At 64.2% G+C, this 16,794-nt stretch carries 21 protein-coding genes, 1 tRNA gene and 1 pseudogene; 21 read left to right on the top strand and 2 right to left on the bottom strand.

All coding sequences use genetic code 11. The features are described 5' to 3' along the window. Window positions 1-15 precede the first annotated feature (15 nt). From P1K32_RS06130 to P1K32_RS06110, 5 genes are all read left to right on the top strand, one after another. Complete coding sequence (locus tag P1K32_RS06130) at window positions 16-444, top strand: 30S ribosomal protein S12 (RefSeq protein ID WP_220589566.1); 429 nt, start codon at window positions 16-18, stop codon at window positions 442-444. Window positions 445-446: 2 nt separating this feature from the next. Continuing rightward, window positions 447-1,073: a 30S ribosomal protein S7 gene (locus tag P1K32_RS06125; protein WP_276251809.1), complete on the top strand. Its 627-nt coding sequence runs from the start codon at window positions 447-449 to the stop codon at window positions 1,071-1,073. A gap of 130 nt (window positions 1,074-1,203) precedes the next feature. Further along, window positions 1,204-1,800, top strand: a complete 597-nt coding sequence (locus P1K32_RS06120; RefSeq protein WP_276251808.1) for a biotin transporter BioY — start codon at window positions 1,204-1,206, stop codon at window positions 1,798-1,800. Next, window positions 1,797-2,495, top strand: coding sequence for an energy-coupling factor ABC transporter ATP-binding protein (locus P1K32_RS06115; RefSeq protein WP_276251807.1), 699 nt, complete (start codon window positions 1,797-1,799; stop codon window positions 2,493-2,495). Before P1K32_RS06120 ends, P1K32_RS06115 begins: the two co-directional genes overlap by 4 nt. Next, window positions 2,489-3,202, top strand: coding sequence for an energy-coupling factor transporter transmembrane component T family protein (locus P1K32_RS06110; protein ID WP_276251806.1), 714 nt, complete (start codon window positions 2,489-2,491; stop codon window positions 3,200-3,202). The genes P1K32_RS06115 and P1K32_RS06110 overlap by 7 nt, the downstream gene beginning before the upstream one ends. Here P1K32_RS06110 and P1K32_RS06105 read toward each other — a convergent pair. Next, a complete protein-coding gene (locus tag P1K32_RS06105; RefSeq protein WP_276251805.1) occupies window positions 3,199-3,948 on the bottom strand; it encodes a DUF5781 family protein in 750 nt (249 codons plus the stop codon). The genes P1K32_RS06110 and P1K32_RS06105 overlap by 4 nt on opposite strands. A 202-nt stretch (window positions 3,949-4,150) precedes the next feature. Here P1K32_RS06105 and P1K32_RS06100 point away from each other — a divergent pair, with 202 nt between their 5' ends. The 12 genes and pseudogenes from P1K32_RS06100 to P1K32_RS06045 all read left to right on the top strand — a co-directional run bounded on the left by P1K32_RS06100 (window position 4,151) and on the right by P1K32_RS06045 (window position 12,631). Then, window positions 4,151-6,337 (top strand): elongation factor EF-2, encoded by a 2,187-nt coding sequence (locus P1K32_RS06100; RefSeq protein WP_276251804.1) that lies wholly within the window; start codon window positions 4,151-4,153, stop codon window positions 6,335-6,337. A 209-nt stretch (window positions 6,338-6,546) separates the two neighbouring features. Further along, window positions 6,547-6,768 carry a hypothetical protein gene (locus P1K32_RS06095; RefSeq protein ID WP_276251803.1) on the top strand — a complete coding sequence of 74 codons (222 nt, stop codon included), beginning with the start codon at window positions 6,547-6,549 and terminating at the stop codon, window positions 6,766-6,768. Between the two features lie 151 nt (window positions 6,769-6,919). Continuing rightward, the gene (locus P1K32_RS06090; protein WP_276251802.1) at window positions 6,920-7,453 is read left to right on the top strand and encodes an amino acid-binding protein; all 534 of its coding nucleotides are present in this window, start codon (window positions 6,920-6,922) and stop codon (window positions 7,451-7,453) included. Then, entirely contained in the window at window positions 7,450-8,406 is a 957-nt protein-coding gene (locus P1K32_RS06085; protein ID WP_276251801.1) for a homoserine dehydrogenase, read from the top strand. Before P1K32_RS06090 ends, P1K32_RS06085 begins: the two co-directional genes overlap by 4 nt. 149 nt (window positions 8,407-8,555) lie before the next feature. Further along, the gene (gene tuf / locus P1K32_RS06080) at window positions 8,556-9,821 is read left to right on the top strand and encodes a translation elongation factor EF-1 subunit alpha (RefSeq protein ID WP_276251800.1); all 1,266 of its coding nucleotides are present in this window, start codon (window positions 8,556-8,558) and stop codon (window positions 9,819-9,821) included. A 3-nt stretch (window positions 9,822-9,824) separates the two neighbouring features. Beyond that, on the top strand, window positions 9,825-10,136 hold the full coding sequence (rpsJ, locus tag P1K32_RS06075; protein WP_220589587.1) for a 30S ribosomal protein S10: 312 nt from the start codon (window positions 9,825-9,827) through the stop codon (window positions 10,134-10,136). Between the two features lie 251 nt (window positions 10,137-10,387). Continuing rightward, a tRNA-Ala gene (locus P1K32_RS06070) sits at window positions 10,388-10,459 on the top strand. Window positions 10,460-10,707: 248 nt separating this feature from the next. After that, on the top strand, window positions 10,708-11,004 hold the full coding sequence (locus tag P1K32_RS06065) for a ribbon-helix-helix domain-containing protein (protein WP_276251799.1): 297 nt from the start codon (window positions 10,708-10,710) through the stop codon (window positions 11,002-11,004). 7 nt (window positions 11,005-11,011) lie between these two features. Then, window positions 11,012-11,278 (top strand): annotated as a pseudogene (locus P1K32_RS06060) (type II toxin-antitoxin system RelE family toxin); the annotation flags it as partial. Between the two features lie 536 nt (window positions 11,279-11,814). Further along, on the top strand, window positions 11,815-12,111 hold the full coding sequence (locus P1K32_RS06055; protein WP_276251797.1) for a ribbon-helix-helix domain-containing protein: 297 nt from the start codon (window positions 11,815-11,817) through the stop codon (window positions 12,109-12,111). 67 nt (window positions 12,112-12,178) lie between these two features. Beyond that, window positions 12,179-12,385: a type II toxin-antitoxin system HicB family antitoxin gene (locus P1K32_RS06050; RefSeq protein ID WP_276251796.1), complete on the top strand. Its 207-nt coding sequence runs from the start codon at window positions 12,179-12,181 to the stop codon at window positions 12,383-12,385. Continuing rightward, window positions 12,386-12,631 carry a type II toxin-antitoxin system HicA family toxin gene (locus tag P1K32_RS06045; protein WP_276251795.1) on the top strand — a complete coding sequence of 82 codons (246 nt, stop codon included), beginning with the start codon at window positions 12,386-12,388 and terminating at the stop codon, window positions 12,629-12,631. Window positions 12,632-12,923: 292 nt separating this feature from the next. On the opposite strand, the gene P1K32_RS06040 is transcribed toward P1K32_RS06045, so the two are convergent. Continuing rightward, window positions 12,924-13,655, bottom strand: coding sequence for a hypothetical protein (locus P1K32_RS06040; protein WP_276251794.1), 732 nt, complete (start codon window positions 13,653-13,655; stop codon window positions 12,924-12,926). 174 nt (window positions 13,656-13,829) lie between these two features. On the opposite strand from P1K32_RS06040, the gene P1K32_RS06035 reads away from it, so the two are divergent. The 4 genes from P1K32_RS06035 to P1K32_RS06020 all read left to right on the top strand — a co-directional run bounded on the left by P1K32_RS06035 (window position 13,830) and on the right by P1K32_RS06020 (window position 16,786). Next, complete coding sequence (locus P1K32_RS06035) at window positions 13,830-14,117, top strand: amphi-Trp domain-containing protein (RefSeq protein ID WP_276251793.1); 288 nt, start codon at window positions 13,830-13,832, stop codon at window positions 14,115-14,117. 562 nt (window positions 14,118-14,679) lie between these two features. Beyond that, window positions 14,680-14,940 carry a glutathione S-transferase N-terminal domain-containing protein gene (locus tag P1K32_RS06030; RefSeq protein WP_276251792.1) on the top strand — a complete coding sequence of 87 codons (261 nt, stop codon included), beginning with the start codon at window positions 14,680-14,682 and terminating at the stop codon, window positions 14,938-14,940. Window positions 14,941-15,029: 89 nt separating this feature from the next. Then, window positions 15,030-16,004, top strand: a complete 975-nt coding sequence (locus P1K32_RS06025; RefSeq protein WP_276251791.1) for a hydroxyacid dehydrogenase — start codon at window positions 15,030-15,032, stop codon at window positions 16,002-16,004. Then, window positions 16,001-16,786, top strand: a complete 786-nt coding sequence (locus P1K32_RS06020) for an HpcH/HpaI aldolase family protein (RefSeq protein WP_276251790.1) — start codon at window positions 16,001-16,003, stop codon at window positions 16,784-16,786. The genes P1K32_RS06025 and P1K32_RS06020 overlap by 4 nt, the downstream gene beginning before the upstream one ends. The last annotated feature ends 8 nt before the right edge of the window (window positions 16,787-16,794 follow it).

The raw sequence follows: 16,794 nt of genomic DNA, 5'->3' as shown, positions 1-16,794 counted from the left end.
ATACCGACGTGTACTATGGCAAACGGCAAATACGCCGCGCGGAAGCTGAAGAAGGACCGCCAGAAACACCGGTGGTCCGACTCGGACTACGCGCGACGCGAGCGCGGGCTCGGCAAGAAGTCCGACCCGCTCGAGGGTGCCCCCCAGGGCCGCGGTATCGTCCTGGAGAAGGTCGGTATCGAGGCGAAACAGCCCAACTCCGCGATCCGGAAATGCGTCCGGGTCCAGCTCATCAAGAACGGCAAGCAGGTCACCGCGTTCTGTCCCGGTGACGGCGCTATCTCCTTTATCGACGAACACGACGAGGTCACCATCGCCGGTATCGGCGGCGCGAAGGGTCGCGCGATGGGCGACCTCTCCGGTGTCAACTACAAGGTCGAGAAGGTAAACGGCGTCTCCATGCTCGAACTGGTCCGCGGTAACGCCGAAAAGCCGGTCCGATAACCATGAGTGCAGACGAAGACACACCCGAGACCGACGAAGACGTTGAGGCTGAGGAGCCCGAAGAAGAGGTCGCCCGCGCCGAGCTGTTCGGCAAGTGGTCGGTCACCAACATCGAGTATTCGGACCCCTCCACGGAACGGTACATCACGGTGACGCCCATCGCCCACACGATGGGACGGCACTCGAACAAGCAGTTCCAGAAGTCCGAAATCAGCGTCGTCGAGCGACTCATCAACCGGCTGATGCAGACCGACGAGAACACGGGCAAGAAGCAGCTCGCGACGACCATCGTCAGTGACGCCTTCGACATCGTCCACGAGCGCACCGAGGAGAACCCGGTGCAGGTCCTCGTCGAGGCCGTCGAGAACAGCGCGCCCCGAGAGGAGACCGTCCGCCTGAAATACGGTGGTATCTCGGTCCCGAAGGCCGTCGACGTCGCCCCCCAGCGACGGGTCGACCAGGCCCTGAAGTTCATCGCCGAGGGCACCTACGGTGGCTCGTTCAAGACGACCACCAGCGCCGAGGAGGCACTCGCTTCCCTGCTCATCGGCGCCGCCAACAACGACGTCAGCACCTACTCCGTCAACCAGAAAGAAGAGAAGGAACGCGTCGCGGCCGCAGCCCGATAATATCGACTGTATTCTCCCGTTTTCGCCCGCTGGAAGCGGTAGCGCCGTCGTGACTCGCGGCTCGCTTGTGCCGAGCCACGCCAGCTCGTAAACCACTAGCTATTTCTTGGTTGACGGGACAGTCACAGGTATGTCAGGAACGGAGTCGGTCGACCTCGTCGGCGACGAGGCAGTGTCGAACATCGCGCTCGCGGCGGTGCTTGCCGCACTCACTGCGGCCTTCGCGTACGTCTCGATACCGATACCCGGGCTGCCGGCCCCGGTATCCTTCCAGGTCTTCGGTGTCTACTTCGCCGGCCTCCTGCTGGGGGCGCGCTGGGGCGGCTTTTCCGTCGCGCTGTACCTGCTTGTCGGCATCGCCGGGGCGCCGGTATTCTCGAACGGGCAGGCCGGACTCGGCTACCTGCTCGGGCCGACGGGCGGGTACCTCGTCGGCTTCCTGCTTGCGGTGGTCCTCATCGGGGCCGTCGTCCACCGCGGGCTCGACCCGAAGCCGCTCACCGATATCCCGCTCACGCGACAGGTCGCCGCGCTGGTCGCGGGGCTCGTCCTCATCTACGCCATCGGCGTTCCGTGGCTGGCGGCTATCGCTGGGCTGGCGCCGGTCGAGGCGCTGACCGTCGGGGCCCTCGTCTTCCTTCCCGGTGACGCCATCAAGATCACCGCGACGCTGGCCCTGGTGAAAGGCGGGGTGCTCGCCCGACAGCAGGCGACCACGACCGCATGATAACGGTCGACGGTCTCACACACCGCTTTGGCGAGAGCGTCGCGCTCGGCGACGTGTCGCTGCGGATTCCCGACGGCGAGTTCTGCCTGCTGGTCGGGCCCAACGGGAGCGGCAAGACGACGCTCGTGCGCCACTTCAACGCCCTGCTGGAGCCCGATTCGGGGACGGTCACGGTCGACGGGACGGACGTGACCGAGGACCCGCTTGCCGCCCGCAGGAGCATCGGCATGGTGTTCCAGCAGCCACGGGACCAGCTGGTTGCCGCCACCGTCGGTGCGGACGTGGCGTTTGGCCCCGAAAACCTGGGGCTCGACCGCGGGGAGATAGACCGCCGTGTCGCGTCGGCGCTCTCGGCGGTCGAGCTCGACGGTCGCGAGAACGACCATATCGACGCGCTGTCGGGCGGCGAGCAGGCCCGCGTCGCCATTGCCGGTGCGCTGGCGATGGAACCTACCCACCTCGTTCTTGACGAACCGTTCGCCGGGCTGGACTTGCGCGCCCGTCGCTCGCTGCTCGCTCGACTGGACGACCTCCACGAAGCGGGGACGAGCATTGTCGTGGTCACGCACGACCTGCGTGACTTGCGCGAGCGGACCGACCGTATCGTCGCACTGAGCGATGGGGAAATCGCTGCCGACGGCCCGCCGGCCGACCTCGGGGCGCTCGAACCGTACGGCGTCGACGGCGGATGCTGACCTACCGCCCCGGCGAGACGGTCGCCCACCGGCTGGACGCCCGGTCGAAGCTGGTCTGCCAGTTCGGCTTCGCCGTCGCCGCATTCGTCGGGCCGACCCCGAAGCGCCTGGCGGCCCTGAGCGTACTGGCAGGGCTGGCGCTCGTCGCCGGGCGGCTGTCGCCGCTCGCGGTGGCCAGGAGCTATCGGTTCGTCCTCTTTATCCTCCTGTTAAGCCCGCTGTCGGCCGTACTGGCGCTGACGCCGCCGTACGTCGACCCCGCACGCGCCGTGGAGCCACTGCTGGCGACGACGCGGGTCGTCCTCGTGTTGGCCGTCGCTGCCGTCTACGTCCGGACGACACCGGTCCGTGAGACCCGGGCGGTCGTCCAGCGGTACGTCCCCGGTCGGACCGGTCAGGCCCTGGGTGTCGGCGTGGGGCTGACCTTTCGGTTCCTGCCCGTCCTTCGGCGGGACTTGCTTTCGGTACGGGACGCTATCGCCGCCCGGGGCGGGGAGACCCGGTCCGTCGTCGACCGCGCGAAACGCATCGCAGTCGTCGGGCTAGCCCGGGCCTTCGACCGCTCGGACCGGCTCTCGCTCGCGCTCCGGGCCCGCTGTTTCGCCTGGAACCCGACACCACCCAAGATGGCCTTTACCGGCCGGGACTACCCGGTGTTGCTACTCGGTGTCGTCCTGGCGCTGTGGCCGCTGATTGTCTTGCTCTAGTCGGCCGCCTGCCCGCTCTCGGCCGTGGCGTACGCCCTCGTGACGTCGACCAGCGCCTTCCGGAACTCCGACTCGTCGGGGTCGGGCGAGAGACCGGCGAAGTACCCCTTGAACTCCGCTATATCGATTCCCTCGGCGTCCTGGGCGGCCGCGTGCGCGAGGTCGTACAGCTGGTGTCCCTCGCTCACGAGGTCGTGGCGCTCGACGAGCGCCAGCGCGAAGGCGGCGTTGACCGCCGTGATGTCGGGGTCGGCGGCGGGGGTCAGCTGCGTCCAGCCCGGCTGCCCCCCGGGAAGGTCCGAGACCGCGGCCGCGAGGCTCGCCTCCAGGAAGGCGACCAGCTTCTCGCCCGAGACCAGCGCCATCCAGACGTCGTCGGCGTAGATGTCCTTCATGTGGTTGGCGATCTGGTAGCAGTGGGTGAGCTTGCGCTGTTCGACGCTGTGGCCCGCCAGGGCGAGGTAGATGGCTTCCTCGGTCGACTGGGTGTGTGAGGGGTGGCCCCGCTCGTTGTGGTGCATGTGGGCGAACTCGTGTAAGGCGAGTTCGCGGGCCATCGCGCTCGTGGCCGCCTGCCGGGAGATAGTGAGCCGGTGGCCGGCGGCGTCGTGGCTGACGCGCGTGCGCTCGTCGGGGTCCTCGCGGACCCGTACGGTCACGGGGCGGTCGAGGTCGTACTCCGTCGAGAAGAGGTTCCGCGCGCCAAGAAACGGTTCGGCCGGTCCGCCCTGTACGTGTACGTCCATGTGTGTCGTTCACAGGGGGCGGTCGGGTATGATTCTTGCGGGCTTGCTAGCTATTGCCACCCACTGGTTGACCACGGCCCGGAGCACCCGCAGACACCGGTGCTGTCCGCCCTATCGCTCGGGGGCCGACGTTCGCGTGGCTCTGACACGCTGACGCGGAAACACTATCCTTTTGACCCTCCTGTTGATACGATTCTGTATAATGGGCCGACGCAAAAAGATCGTACAAGAATGTGAGACACTGATGAGCGACCCGGAGCACATCCGGAACATCGCCATCGCTGCTCACGTGGACCACGGCAAGACGACGCTTACGGACAACCTGCTCGCTGGGGCAGGCATGATCTCCGACGACACCGCGGGCGAGCAGCTCGCGATGGACACCGAGGAGGACGAGCAGGAACGCGGTATCACTATCGACGCGGCCAACGTCTCGATGACTCACGAGTACGAGGACAAGAACCACCTCATCAACCTCATCGACACCCCCGGCCACGTCGACTTCGGCGGGGACGTGACCCGCGCGATGCGTGCCGTCGACGGCGCGCTCGTGGTGGTCGACGCCGTCGAGGGCGCGATGCCCCAGACCGAGACGGTGCTCCGGCAGGCCCTGCGCGAGGGCGTCAAGCCGACGCTGTTCATCAACAAAGTCGACCGCCTCATCTCCGAGCTCCAGGAGGGTCCCGAGGAGATGCAGAACCGACTCCTCAACGTCATCGACGACGTCAACGAGCTCATCCGCGGGATGACCGAGGAGATGGACGACATCGACGACTGGACGGTCTCTGTCGAGGAGGGCACCGTCGGCTTCGGCTCCGCACTGTACAAGTGGGGCGTCTCGATGCCGTCGATGCAGCGCACCGGGATGGACTTCGGCGACATCATGGAACTCGAGCGCGCGGACAAGCGCCAGGAGCTCCACGAGCGCACGCCGCTGTCGAACGTCGTCCTCGACATGGTCTGTGAGCACTTCCCGAACCCCGTCGACGCCCAGCCGATGCGTGTCCCGCGCATCTGGCGTGGCGACGACGAGTCCGACCTCGCCGAGGACATGCGGCTGGTCAACGAGGACGGCGAGGTCGTCCTCATGGTCACCGACATCGGTGTCGACCCCCACGCCGGCGAGATCGCTGCCGGACGCGTCTTCTCCGGCACGCTGGAGAAGGGCCAGGAGCTGTACGTCTCCGGGACCGCGGGCAAGAACCGCATCCAGAGCGTCGGCATCTACATGGGTGGCGAGCGCGAGGAAGTGGACCACGTCCCCGCCGGGAACATCGCCGCCGTTACCGGCCTCAAGGACGCCATCGCAGGTTCGACGGTCTCCAGCCAGGAGATGACTCCCTTCGAGTCCATCGAACACATCTCGGAGCCGGTCATCACGAAGTCCGTCGAGGCACAGAACATGGACGACCTGCCGAACCTCATCAAGACGCTCCAGCAGGTCGCCAAGGAGGACCCGACCATCCAGATCGAGATCAACGAGGACACCGGGGAACACCTCATCTCCGGCCAGGGTGAACTCCACCTGGAGGTCATCGGCCAGCGTATCGAGCGCAACCAGGGCATCCCGATCAACACCGGTGAGCCCATCGTTGTCTACCGCGAGGCAGTCCAGAGCGAGTCCCGCGAGGTCGAGGGCCGTTCGCCGAACAACCACAACCGGTTCTACATCACCGTCGAACCGCTCGGCGACGACATCGTCGAGGCCATCAAGCTTGGCGAGGCCTCCATGGACATGCCCGAACTGGAGCGCCGCGAAGCGCTGCAGGACGCCGGCATGGACAAGGACGACTCCCAGAACATCGAGCACATCCACGGGACCAACATCCTGCTCGACGAGACGAAAGGTATCCAGCACTTGAACGAGACGATGGAGCTCGTCATCGAGGGGCTCGAAGAAGCACTGGACGACGGGCCGCTCGCCGCGGAACCGGTCCAGGGCTCGCTGCTGCGCCTCCACGACGCCCGCCTCCACGAGGACGCCATCCACCGCGGTCCGGCACAGGTCATCCCCGCCGTTCGGGAGGCCGTCCACAACGCCCTCATCGACGCCGACATCAAGCTCCTGGAGCCGATTCAGGAGGTCCGCATCGACGTGCCCAACGACCACATGGGCGCCGCGTCCGGCGAGATTCAGGGCCGCCGTGGCCGTGTCGACGACATGTACCAGGAGGGTGACCTCATGGTCGTCGAGGGTATCGCGCCCGTCGACGAGATGATCGGCTTCTCCAGTGACATCCGGAGCGCCACCGAGGGCCGTGCCTCCTGGAACACCGAGAACGCCGGCTTCCAGGTCATGGCCGACAACCTCCAGCCGGAAAAGATCACGGAGATTCGAGAGCGCAAGGGCATGAAGACGGAACTGCCCGCCGCTATCGACTACTTCTAGAGAACCTTTTTGGTCGTCGCCCTTCCCCGCGGCGCTTCGCGCCGCTGTGGGAGGGCTCCTCGAAAAACGTTCGCCAAAAAGGCCGAACTCGCGGCGACGCCGCGAGTTCGGTCGAAACCGCGCTCGCTCCGCTCGCGCGGTATGCTTCTCTCCGATTCACCTACCGGCACCGCCAGCACGCTTAGGCGACCCGGCGACGAACCGCCGGTATGGTCAACCGACTCCACCAGCTCGTGGACCTCCTCGTGGCGGCGCTCATCGCCGGTACATCGACGGTCCTGTGGGGATTCGTGGCCCCGCCAGCGGTCGCGCTGTGGTTCGCGACGCTGTTTGCGGCGATGTACTACTTCTCCCGGAACCCGTGGGGCTCGCCCAACGGGGAGGCGTACAACGAGTGGATAGACGACCTCTACGACCGGTATCTTCCCTGAGTGGGCACCTGATGATAGCGCCCGTCTCCTACGACCTCCCGGACCGACGGCGTTACCCTCGTGGCGTCGTTCGAAACGGCGGGATTCTTATAGCTACCCGCTTTGAGTGACCGGTAATGAGACCTACGAGCTTACAGGAGGTGAGCGGGCGATGAGCGACTCGACCGACGAGGTTCGGTCCTACACAGTGCGGCTCGAACTCGTCGACGAGCCGGGCGCACTGCTGAACGCGCTCGACCCCATCGCCAGCAACGGCGGCAACCTCCTCTCTATCTTCCACGAGCGGGGGAACCTCACCCCGCGGGGCCACATCCCGGTCGAGGTTGACCTGGAGGCCACCCCGGAGCGCTTCGAGGGTATCGTCGAGGCACTGCGCGGCGCCGGCATCAACGTCATCCAGGCCGGCGCGGAGCGCTACAGCGAGGCCATGACGGTCGTGCTCACGGGCCACCTCATCAACACCGACCTCTCCGATACCGTCTCGCGCATTCAGGAGGCCACCAACGCGACGGTGACCGATCTCTCTCTGTCCGCACCGGAGGGCACTGAAGACGCGTCGAGCGCTCGTATCCGGCTGGCGACCGAACAGGACGCCGCCGAGGGCGTACTCGATACGGTCCGCGAGGTCGCAGGCGAGAAGGACCTGCGCGTCATCGAGCCGCTCGGTCCCGGAGGTGACCTATGAGACTCGCCGTCATCGGCGCCGGCGCTGTGGGCTCCTCGGTCGTCGAACTCGCCGCCGACTACGGCCACACTGTCACCGCCTACGCCGACTCACAGAGCGCCGCCGTCGACCCCGACGGCATCGACGTCGAGGGGGCGTTCGAGCGCAAGCAGACCGACGGCATCGTCGGTGACGACGACCCCGCGGCCGCGGTCGAGGGCCCCTACGACGTCCTCGTCGAGGCCACGCCGACGACGCTGGGCGACGCTCAGCCCGGCTTCGGCCACGTCGAGGCCGCGCTGACGAACGACCGCCACGTCGTGCTGGCGAACAAGGGCCCGGTGGCCGAGCGCTACGCCGACGTGCGCGCCCTCGAACGCGACAGCGCCGGCTCCGTGCTGTTCGAGGCGACCGTCGGCGGCGCGATGCCGGTCCTCTCCACCATCGACGACTTCGACCCTGAACACATCACCGCGGTTCGGGGCGTCCTCAATGGCACCGCGAACTTCATCCTCTCGCGCATGGGCGCGGAGGGACTGGGCTACGAACACGTACTCGCCGAGGCCCAGGACCTGGGCGTCGCCGAGGCCGACCCGACTTTCGACGTCGACGGCACCGACGCCGCGCTCAAGGGCGTCATCGTCGCGAACGTCCTCTCGGCCGACGACACCGAGTACACGCTCGAAGACGCCGACGTCGAGGGCATCCAGGACATCGAGGGCAGCGCTCTGGAACTGGCCGCCGAGGACGGTCGGACCGTGCGCCTCATCGCGGAGGTCATCGAAGGGGAGGTCCGGGTCGGTCCGCGGCTCGTCCCCGAGCACGCGCCGCTGGCACCGACGGGCACGCGCAACATCGTCCAGCTGGAGACCGAACACGCCGGGCGGCTCAACATCTCCGGCCGGGGCGCCGGCGGCCCCGAGACCGCGAGTGCCGTGCTCGCCGACGTCGGGCGGCTGCCCGAGCTGGAGTAGTCCCGTTTTACTCGTGTGTGGGCGCCACACACGACACACTCTCTCAAATCGCCAGACAGCGGGCCTCTGCGTGGCGCGGACTTTCGAAATCGTTTTATGAACCACCGGCTAAAGACTCCGATACAGCGCCCCTGCGCGTGAGAAACAACATGAGCGACGAACAACACCAGAACCTGGCCATCATCGGCCACGTCGACCACGGTAAGAGCACGCTCGTCGGCCGACTCCTGTACGAGACAGGATCGGTCCCCGAGCACGTCATCGAACAGCACAAGGAAGAGGCAGAGGAGAAGGGCAAGGGCGGCTTCGAGTTCGCCTACGTCATGGACAACCTCGCCGAAGAGCGAGAGCGTGGTGTCACCATCGACATCGCCCACCAGGAGTTCAGCACGGACACCTACGACTTCACTATCGTCGACTGTCCCGGCCACCGCGACTTCGTGAAGAACATGATCACGGGCGCGAGCCAGGCCGACAACGCCGTCCTCGTCGTCGCTGCCGACGACGGTGTCCAGCCGCAGACCCAGGAGCACGTCTTCCTGGCCCGCACCCTGGGCATCGGCGAACTCATCGTTGCGGTCAACAAGATGGACCTCGTCGACTACGCCGAGTCCGACTACAAGACCACCGTCGAAGAGGTCAAGGACCTCCTCAACCAGGTCCGCTTCGACACCGACGACGCCGAGTTCATCCCGATTTCGGCCTTCGAGGGCGACAACATCGCCGACGAGTCCGACAACACGGGCTGGTACGACGGCGAAATCCTGCTCGAGGCCCTGAACAACCTGCCGGCCCCGGAGCCGCCGACGGACGCGCCGCTCCGACTGCCGATCCAGGACGTCTACACCATCTCCGGCATCGGGACGGTCCCCGTAGGCCGCGTCGAGACGGGTATCCTCAACACCGGCGACAACGTCAGCTTCCAGCCGTCTGACGTCGCCGGCGAGGTCAAGACCGTCGAGATGCACCACGAGGAAGTCCCCAAGGCCGAGCCCGGTGACAACGTCGGGTTCAACGTCCGTGGCGTCGGCAAGGACGACATCCGCCGCGGTGACGTCTGTGGCCCCGCCGACGACCCGCCGTCGGTCGCCGAGACGTTCCAGGCCCAGATCGTCGTGATGCAGCACCCGTCGGTCATCACCGAGGGGTACACGCCGGTCTTCCACGCACACACCGCACAGGTCGCCTGTACGGTCGAGTCCATCGACAAGAAGATCGACCCCTCCTCCGGCGAGGTCGCCGAGGAGAACCCGGACTTCATCCAGAACGGCGACGCCGCCGTCGTGACGGTCCGACCCCAGAAACCGCTCAGCATCGAGCCGTCCTCCGAGATTCCGGAGCTCGGTTCGTTCGCGATTCGGGACATGGGTCAGACCATCGCCGCTGGGAAAGTCCTCAGCGTCAACGAGCGATAACACATGTCCCAGCAGGCACGCGTTCGGCTCGCGGGCACGAGTCCCGAGGACCTGGACAACATCTGCGACGACGTGCGGGAGATCGCCGAGAAGACGGGGGTCGAACTGTCGGGCCCCGTCCCGCTCCCCACCAAGACGCTGGAAGTCCCCACCCGCAAGTCCCCCGACGGTGAGGGGACCGCGACGTGGGAACACTGGGAGATGCGCGTCCACAAGCGCCTCATCGATATCGATGCCGACGAACGGGCCCTGCGCCAGCTGATGCGCATCCAGGTGCCCAACGACGTCTCCATCGAGATCGTCCTCGAGGACTGAGTGAAGCGCCAGCTTCACGAAGGCCGAAAGGCGCCAGCCTTTCGGAACTGAGCAGACTCACCGAGTCTGCGAAGGTCGAGGCACGCCCTATGGCGTGTCTCGAGACCTAGCGACCGTACTGCGGTCGCTACGACCTCCGGCTCGCACCCCGAATCGCTGGCCGGGACACACTCCACACTCCGTGTGCATCGCTATCGAAAATCGCCCTCACGCGCAGGGTTTTTATCACCCCGCGTTCGAGAGGCACGTGCGGGCTCGTAGATCAGTGGCAGATCGCTTCCTTCGCAAGGAAGAGGCCCCGGGTTCAAATCCCGGCGAGTCCATAGCGACTTTTCCGATTCCTCAGGTTCTCTAACGTCGTTTAGGTGCACCCATCATGAACTCTCCCGGAGTTCGTCGTGATTCGTGTCAGGGGGTCATCGCTGGCTCGGATTTGCGTTCACCGACTCGGAGACACACGAGATAATCAATCGGTAATTTCGCTCGTAGTCTCCACAGTGCAGTGCCCCGTCCCTGGTAGTATGGGGGCCGCAGCAATGTTTAGGTATATACGAACGCATAGCATCTGTATATGTCCGGTACAGACACGAGCGCGGGAGACGACGGCCCTGAGATGGTACAAATCAATCTCCGGCTTAGCAAGGCGTTTCTCGACGATATCGATTCGACGTGGAAGGACCAGGGATTCAACTCTCGTAGCGAGTTCCTGCGGCACGCAGCACGAGACGCCGTGAAACACCCCGAATTCTCCCGTGAAGGATGGAAACAGATTGCGGTGAGCGAACACGACCTCCGCTCGGGCGACGCCGAGCTCGTATCGCGCGAGGAAGTCGTCGAGATGATGGGTCGGGACGAGGATGCCGAGTGACGACTAGACGTGGAAATTCACGCCACAGGCTGTGGACCAGTTCGACTCGCTCGACCCACACGTACCGGATCGCATCGTCTCGAAACTCGACGAGGTGGTTGAGTCGGAGTGGCGGGACCCGGACGAGTTCCTCAAACCGCTAACCGGTGGGCCGTTCTCGAAACTCCGTGTCGGACAGTATCGACTCGCCTGTACGCTTGACCGCAGTGGATTGGTGTTGGAGGTCCACCGTATCGAACGCCGAAGCGGGGCCTACACTGCTGACGACGATTGACTGTGCCCAAGCGTCGAACTACGGGACAGCACCGGAATTAGTACAATTCTTTCACGCGGCGTGGCGAAACCCCGGCGAGTCCACTATTTTCGCGGCGCAACGCGACGAGCGAAGCGAGTCGCCAGCGCCGCGTGAAATCGTGTCTGTTCGAGACGGGATTTGAGCCCTGGAAGTCGCAGCGCCGAGCGAAGCGAGGCGACCGTCTTCCTCTGGTTCAAATCCCGAGAGGTGCGAAGCGCCTCTCGATCCCCGCAAACCCTTCGGGTTTGCTCAATCCCGGCGAGTCCATATCCGGTTCTTTCGACTTTTCAGTCTCTCCATCGGCATCTGCACGCACTCATGATGGACTCTACCGGAGTTTGTCATTGTTCGGGTCGGGGGTCATCGCTGGCTCGGATTCGCGTTCTTCGATTCGGCGACACACGAGATAATCAATCGGTCATTTCGCTTGTAGTCTCCACAGTGCAGTTGCCTGTTTCTGGTAGCATCGGAGCCGCAACAAGATTCAAGCATATACGAATGCATAGCATCTGTATATGCCCGACGCAGACACAAGCACGGGAGATGACGGCCCGGAGATGGTACAGATCAACCTTCGGCTTAGCAAGGCCTTCCTTGACGACATCGACACGACGTGGAAGGACCAGGGATTCAACTCCCGGAGCGAGTTCCTGCGGTACGCGGCCCGAGACGCGGTGAAGCATCCCGAGTTCTCTCGTGAGGGGTGGAAGCAGGTCGCCGCGAGCGAACACGACCTTCGCTCAGGTGACGCCAAACTCGTCGCGCGCGAAGAAGTAGTGGAGATGGTGGGCCGGGACGAGGATGCCGAGTGACGACTGGACGTGAACCCATCTCGACCACGGCCGAATCCTTATTTGCTATTCGGCCCTACGATGGCGTATGAGTACCGGACGCGAGATACGCCTCATCGAAGAAGACGATGGCTGGTGGTCGGCGGTAGACGAGGAAACTGGCGTTGCGAGTCAGGGGCCATCTCGGGCGGATGCGCTCGCAAATCTCGACGAAGCCGTCGAACTCACCAAAGAGGCGAGAGACGAGGACACACCAGCTCCCGACCCTGACGCGCCGTGGTTCGAGGGCCAGTGAATGGCGACAAGAGATTTCTCAGGCCGAGAAATCGTCAACGCGCTCCGGAAATTCGGCTATCGCCACGATCGGACACGCGGCGACCACGCGATTCTCAAATACAGCCATCCCGAGACTGGTGAGAAACGAACCGTTACGGTGCCGTTACACGATCGAGTTCGCGTTGGGACGCTTCAGAGTATCGCTGATCAGTGTGGTGCACACGACTTTCACGCGTGGTGTGAGTGGATCGACGAGCACCGGTGAGCGCTTGGGCCCGATTTCGATTAACGGATTTTCCGACGGGTAGCTCTTGGACTGTACGACGGTACCGGGATTAGTACGATTCTTTCACGGAGCGTGACGAAACCCCGGCGAGTCCATATCCGGTTCTTTCGACTTCTCGGTCTCTCTACCGGCTCTGAACGCACCTATGATGGACTCTCTTGGCGTTCGTCATGATTCGTGGTGGGGGTCATCGCTGGCTCGGATTCGCGTTTCCGACTCTATAATATCAACACCAGAGTGGGCCCGATCCAGAATTCGCGGTTACTTCTTTTCAACCGCTTGGCAGACTCGCAATAATCGATTCGGTGAGAGCTGGCTCTAGTCCAGTGTCACGGTATCCCGCTGCGAGGTTGACATCGACAGCCCAATACTGGCCGTCGATATCTTTGACCAAATCAACCCCGACACCCCGAAGGTCAAATCGTTCAACAAGTTTCCGGAGCGACGCTGCGAGTGCCGGCCTGTTCTCTATCTGGCCGATGAACTGTTTTTCCCCGTAGAGTTTCGAGGTGACCCGCCGCCCCGCGACGTGTATTTCTGACCCGTCGTTGACGGCATAATACTTGTAATCGACTGGTTCCGTCGGAATCAGTTCCTGATAGAAATCGCCCTCGCCGTTGAGTTCGGGTTCGTCGTTCCAGATGTAGTAGCCTTTAGCGACGTACTCGCGATCAGGTTTCTCGAAGGTGACTTCGGGTGTGAGAAATCCCATCTCCGAAAGCGCTCGAAGACCGACAAGCCGTGAACTGAACAACATCCACGCCTGCAAATTGTTCCACAGCACTGTCCCCGTCCGTCGAGCACGCCTGAGAGTTGGGAGTGCACTCGGGCGTGTCTTCTTGTTAACAATCAACGAGAGGTCGGCGACCTGTTCTGGTGAGAGGGATGATTCGGGATGGATGAATCGAACCTGAAAGCCTGCGTTCCGAAGACGCTCGCCTACGTCGCGGAACACCGGCTTGCTCTTTTGACACAGAATACCGATACCGCGATTACGTTCCATACGGCTCTACAGTGGTGTTCAAGCGCGAATTTGAATAGCATTCGGGTGTGTAGTGCTCTCAGTAACAGGCATCACGAACGGGGGATGGCCCAACAGCTGTGAACACACTGGCCAGTCCTATCCACTCAATACGGCGGGCGCATTTATTGGTGCAGGCTGTGTACTATCTCCTGTATGCCTGAAGAAGTCCTGTTCAAATCAGAGAGCGACCAGAGTCGAGAAGAGATTGCATCGTACCTTCGGAAAGTCGCGGACAATCTCGATAGCGGCAACGCTATCAAGCTGAAAGCAGGCTCAGAATCTGTAACGCTGAACCCCCCTGCCCGACCGACCTTCGAAGTCAAAGCTGAACGCGAAGGCCCGGCTGGCAATATGACTGAACGAAGTATCGAGTTCGAACTCGAATGGGACGAAAACGACGGTCAGGAGAGTGGCGGAAGTGGACAGTTAGAAATCGAGTAGCCACTCCGAACGCACGCTGACAGGTGATTCACCGGAACATGCCGGGAACAAATATGGTCTCTGTGCTGACTTCCCCCTCTATATTCAGCAGTCGATACGTGCCACGTTTTGAGGGGTAGCCCGACAGTCCCGGTCCAGCGCTCACATTTGCTGATTGCTTCGAACTGTCTGCTTTCGATACTGGTTCGGCACTTCCGACAGCAAACCATTGATGTTCGGAACACGATTCGAATATTGGGTAGTACGAACTCCAGCAGTGCCGGTTGTCCTATCTTTCCTGGCTGGCTGCATACCCACTAGAACGCAGAGGGGTTAGTACGAATCTTCCATGCAGCGTGGCGAAACCCCGGCGAGTCAATTTCCTTCGCTCAGTCGTGGACTCGCCGAACATCGCAAACCCTTCGGGTTTGCTCACTCCCGGCGAGTTCTGCCGCTTCGGCAGTCAAGAGTAACTGCTGACGTACCGACGCTGGTATCGACGCCGTGGCGTACCGACATGCGCTCGCAGAGCTAGTGGGAAACTACCATTTCCCGCTTCGGCCCCTCGTCTCTCTCGGCACCAATGCTCGAACTCTACCAGTCAGAAGGCTGCCCGCACAGCGAGAAAGCACGGACGAAACTCTCCGAACTCGGCCTTTCGTATGTCATCCACAACCCGCGCCTGCCCGGCGATGCGGGTGGGGACGTAACCAACGAACTCATACACCAGCAACTGACGGCCGATGGCGAGGACCAGATTCCGTATCTGGTCGACACCGACAGGGGCGTGACGATGTACGAGAGCGACGACATCGTGGCGTACCTGGGCGAACACTACGGGTAACGCCGGGCTGCGTAGCGGCACAGAACGCCACGCCGGTGGGGTCCCAGCTGGGCTGTACACTTTTACCCACGTCCCGTCAAGAGGGGGCCATGACAGACACGTGGGAGGTCCTCCTGCCGAAAGAAATCGACCCCTCGGGGCCGGAGTCAATCGCGGATTTCGCCGACTGTACTGGGATGGACGAGTACGACAGCTACGACGACGCGCTGGCCGACATCGCACGCTACGACGCCGTCATCGTCCGCGTCGCGCCGCTTACCGCAGCGGTCATCGAGCGGGCGGAGAAGCTGAAGGTCATCGCGAAACACGGCGCCGGCCTCGACAACGTCGACATGGCGGCGGCCGCCGAGCGCGACATCGTCGTCTGCAACACGCCGGGCGCGAACGCCCAGTCCGTCGCCGAACACGCCATCGCCTCGCTGTTTGGACTGCGCCGCAATCTCCACTCCGCTGACAGACACGTCCGGTCCGGTGAGTGGGAGCGGGCGGCATACACCGGGCGGGAGCTCAGCAACGACACGCTCGGGCTGTACGGCTTCGGGAACATCGCACAGAAGACGGCGGCGCTGGCGACCGGCATGGGGATGCGCGTCGTCGCCTACGACCCGCGCAAGCCCGACGAGTACTTCCCGGAGAGTGTCCGGCGTGCCGAGCGGTTCGAGGGGCTGTTCGAGCGCTCCGACGCCGTGAGCGTCCACGTCCCCCTGACGGACCACACCCACCACTCCATCTCGACGGCGGAGCTGTCGGCGCTTGGCGAGCACGGCGTCATCGTCAACACCGCTCGCGGCGCGGTCGTCGACGAGGCGGCGCTAATCGACGCGCTCGAGGCCGGCACCGTCGGCGGGGCGGCACTCGACACGTTCGAGTCCGAGCCGCCCGGTTCGGACCACCCACTGTACGACCGTGACGACGTGTTGCTGACGCCCCACGTCGGCGGGGTGACACGGCAGGCGCTGGCCCGGATGAGTCGGCGGGCCGCGGCGAACGTCCGGACCGTCTACGAGGGCGAGATACCCGACTCGACGCGGAACACGGCCGCGCTGTCGGAGGACGACGAATGAGGTCCGAGAACGGGCTCCGGCGGGCGCTGGACAGCGGTGAGACAGTCTTCGGTGCGAGCGCGGAGACGTTCTCGCCGACGGTCATCGAGACGCTGGGCGCGGTCGGCCTGGACTACGTCTGGCTGGACTTCGAACACGGCGGGCCAAGCCCCTACGACAGCAGCGCCTTAGAAGAGCTGACACGGGCCGCAGAGGCGGGCGACATCGAACTGCTTGTCCGGCTGCCCAAACCCGAACCGGCGCTCATCAGGAAGGTGCTCGACGCCGGCGTCAGGACCATCCTGCTGCCCCGCATCGAGACGGCCGAGGAACTCCGGGCCGGTGTCAGGGCGGCCCACTTCGCGTACGACGGCGGCGTGGGCGACCGCGGGGTCGGCGTGGGTCGGTCGGGCGAGTGGGCGGGCTACGTCGACAGCTACGTCGGCGGCGAGGACAGCGAGGTGCTGGTCGGGACGATGATAGAGAACCAGCGCGCCGTCGACAACATCGAGGCGCTCCTGTCGGTGCCTCAGCTGGGCTTTGCCTTCGTCGGGCCGGCGGACCTCTCGATGTCGCTGTCGGGCGGTGACCCGCTCGAGAAGAACGCCGAGGCCGTCTCGGCGGCTATCGACCGCACGCTCGAAGCCTGTCTCGACGCCGGGGTGCCGGTCGGGCGCATCCGCAACGGCGTCCCGGGGGCGCGGGACGCGATCGACGCCGGCTACCGCATCGTCCGCATCGGCGGCGACACGGCGTCGATACGCGAGGTGCTGGGGGCGCGACTCGACGAGCTACGGGACTGAATCGGGCT

Origin of the sequence: Haloarcula rara (assembly GCF_029338235.1) — an archaeon.
GTDB classification, from domain to species: domain Archaea; phylum Halobacteriota; class Halobacteria; order Halobacteriales; family Haloarculaceae; genus Haloarcula; species Haloarcula rara.
Note: the sequence above shows the minus strand (reverse complement) of the source record. Positions and strands in the feature narration are given on the sequence as shown.

What these genes read in the sequence shown, in the direction of transcription:
- P1K32_RS06130 (WP_220589566.1), top strand. Translation starts at nt 16, where the DNA reads ATGGCAAACGGCAAATACGCCGCGCGGAAGCTGAAGAAGGACCGCCAG.
- P1K32_RS06125 (WP_276251809.1), top strand. Translation starts at nt 447, where the DNA reads ATGAGTGCAGACGAAGACACACCCGAGACCGACGAAGACGTTGAGGCT.
- P1K32_RS06120 (WP_276251808.1), top strand. Translation starts at nt 1,204, where the DNA reads ATGTCAGGAACGGAGTCGGTCGACCTCGTCGGCGACGAGGCAGTGTCG.
- P1K32_RS06115 (WP_276251807.1), top strand. Translation starts at nt 1,797, where the DNA reads ATGATAACGGTCGACGGTCTCACACACCGCTTTGGCGAGAGCGTCGCG.
- P1K32_RS06110 (WP_276251806.1), top strand. Translation starts at nt 2,489, where the DNA reads ATGCTGACCTACCGCCCCGGCGAGACGGTCGCCCACCGGCTGGACGCC.
- P1K32_RS06105 (WP_276251805.1), bottom strand. Translation starts at nt 3,948, where the DNA reads ATGGACGTACACGTACAGGGCGGACCGGCCGAACCGTTTCTTGGCGCG.
- P1K32_RS06100 (WP_276251804.1), top strand. Translation starts at nt 4,151, where the DNA reads ATGGGCCGACGCAAAAAGATCGTACAAGAATGTGAGACACTGATGAGC.
- P1K32_RS06095 (WP_276251803.1), top strand. Translation starts at nt 6,547, where the DNA reads ATGGTCAACCGACTCCACCAGCTCGTGGACCTCCTCGTGGCGGCGCTC.
- P1K32_RS06090 (WP_276251802.1), top strand. Translation starts at nt 6,920, where the DNA reads ATGAGCGACTCGACCGACGAGGTTCGGTCCTACACAGTGCGGCTCGAA.
- P1K32_RS06085 (WP_276251801.1), top strand. Translation starts at nt 7,450, where the DNA reads ATGAGACTCGCCGTCATCGGCGCCGGCGCTGTGGGCTCCTCGGTCGTC.
- tuf (WP_276251800.1), top strand. Translation starts at nt 8,556, where the DNA reads ATGAGCGACGAACAACACCAGAACCTGGCCATCATCGGCCACGTCGAC.
- rpsJ (WP_220589587.1), top strand. Translation starts at nt 9,825, where the DNA reads ATGTCCCAGCAGGCACGCGTTCGGCTCGCGGGCACGAGTCCCGAGGAC.
- P1K32_RS06065 (WP_276251799.1), top strand. Translation starts at nt 10,708, where the DNA reads ATGTCCGGTACAGACACGAGCGCGGGAGACGACGGCCCTGAGATGGTA.
- P1K32_RS06055 (WP_276251797.1), top strand. Translation starts at nt 11,815, where the DNA reads ATGCCCGACGCAGACACAAGCACGGGAGATGACGGCCCGGAGATGGTA.
- P1K32_RS06050 (WP_276251796.1), top strand. Translation starts at nt 12,179, where the DNA reads ATGAGTACCGGACGCGAGATACGCCTCATCGAAGAAGACGATGGCTGG.
- P1K32_RS06045 (WP_276251795.1), top strand. Translation starts at nt 12,386, where the DNA reads ATGGCGACAAGAGATTTCTCAGGCCGAGAAATCGTCAACGCGCTCCGG.
- P1K32_RS06040 (WP_276251794.1), bottom strand. Translation starts at nt 13,655, where the DNA reads ATGGAACGTAATCGCGGTATCGGTATTCTGTGTCAAAAGAGCAAGCCG.
- P1K32_RS06035 (WP_276251793.1), top strand. Translation starts at nt 13,830, where the DNA reads ATGCCTGAAGAAGTCCTGTTCAAATCAGAGAGCGACCAGAGTCGAGAA.
- P1K32_RS06030 (WP_276251792.1), top strand. Translation starts at nt 14,680, where the DNA reads ATGCTCGAACTCTACCAGTCAGAAGGCTGCCCGCACAGCGAGAAAGCA.
- P1K32_RS06025 (WP_276251791.1), top strand. Translation starts at nt 15,030, where the DNA reads ATGACAGACACGTGGGAGGTCCTCCTGCCGAAAGAAATCGACCCCTCG.
- P1K32_RS06020 (WP_276251790.1), top strand. Translation starts at nt 16,001, where the DNA reads ATGAGGTCCGAGAACGGGCTCCGGCGGGCGCTGGACAGCGGTGAGACA.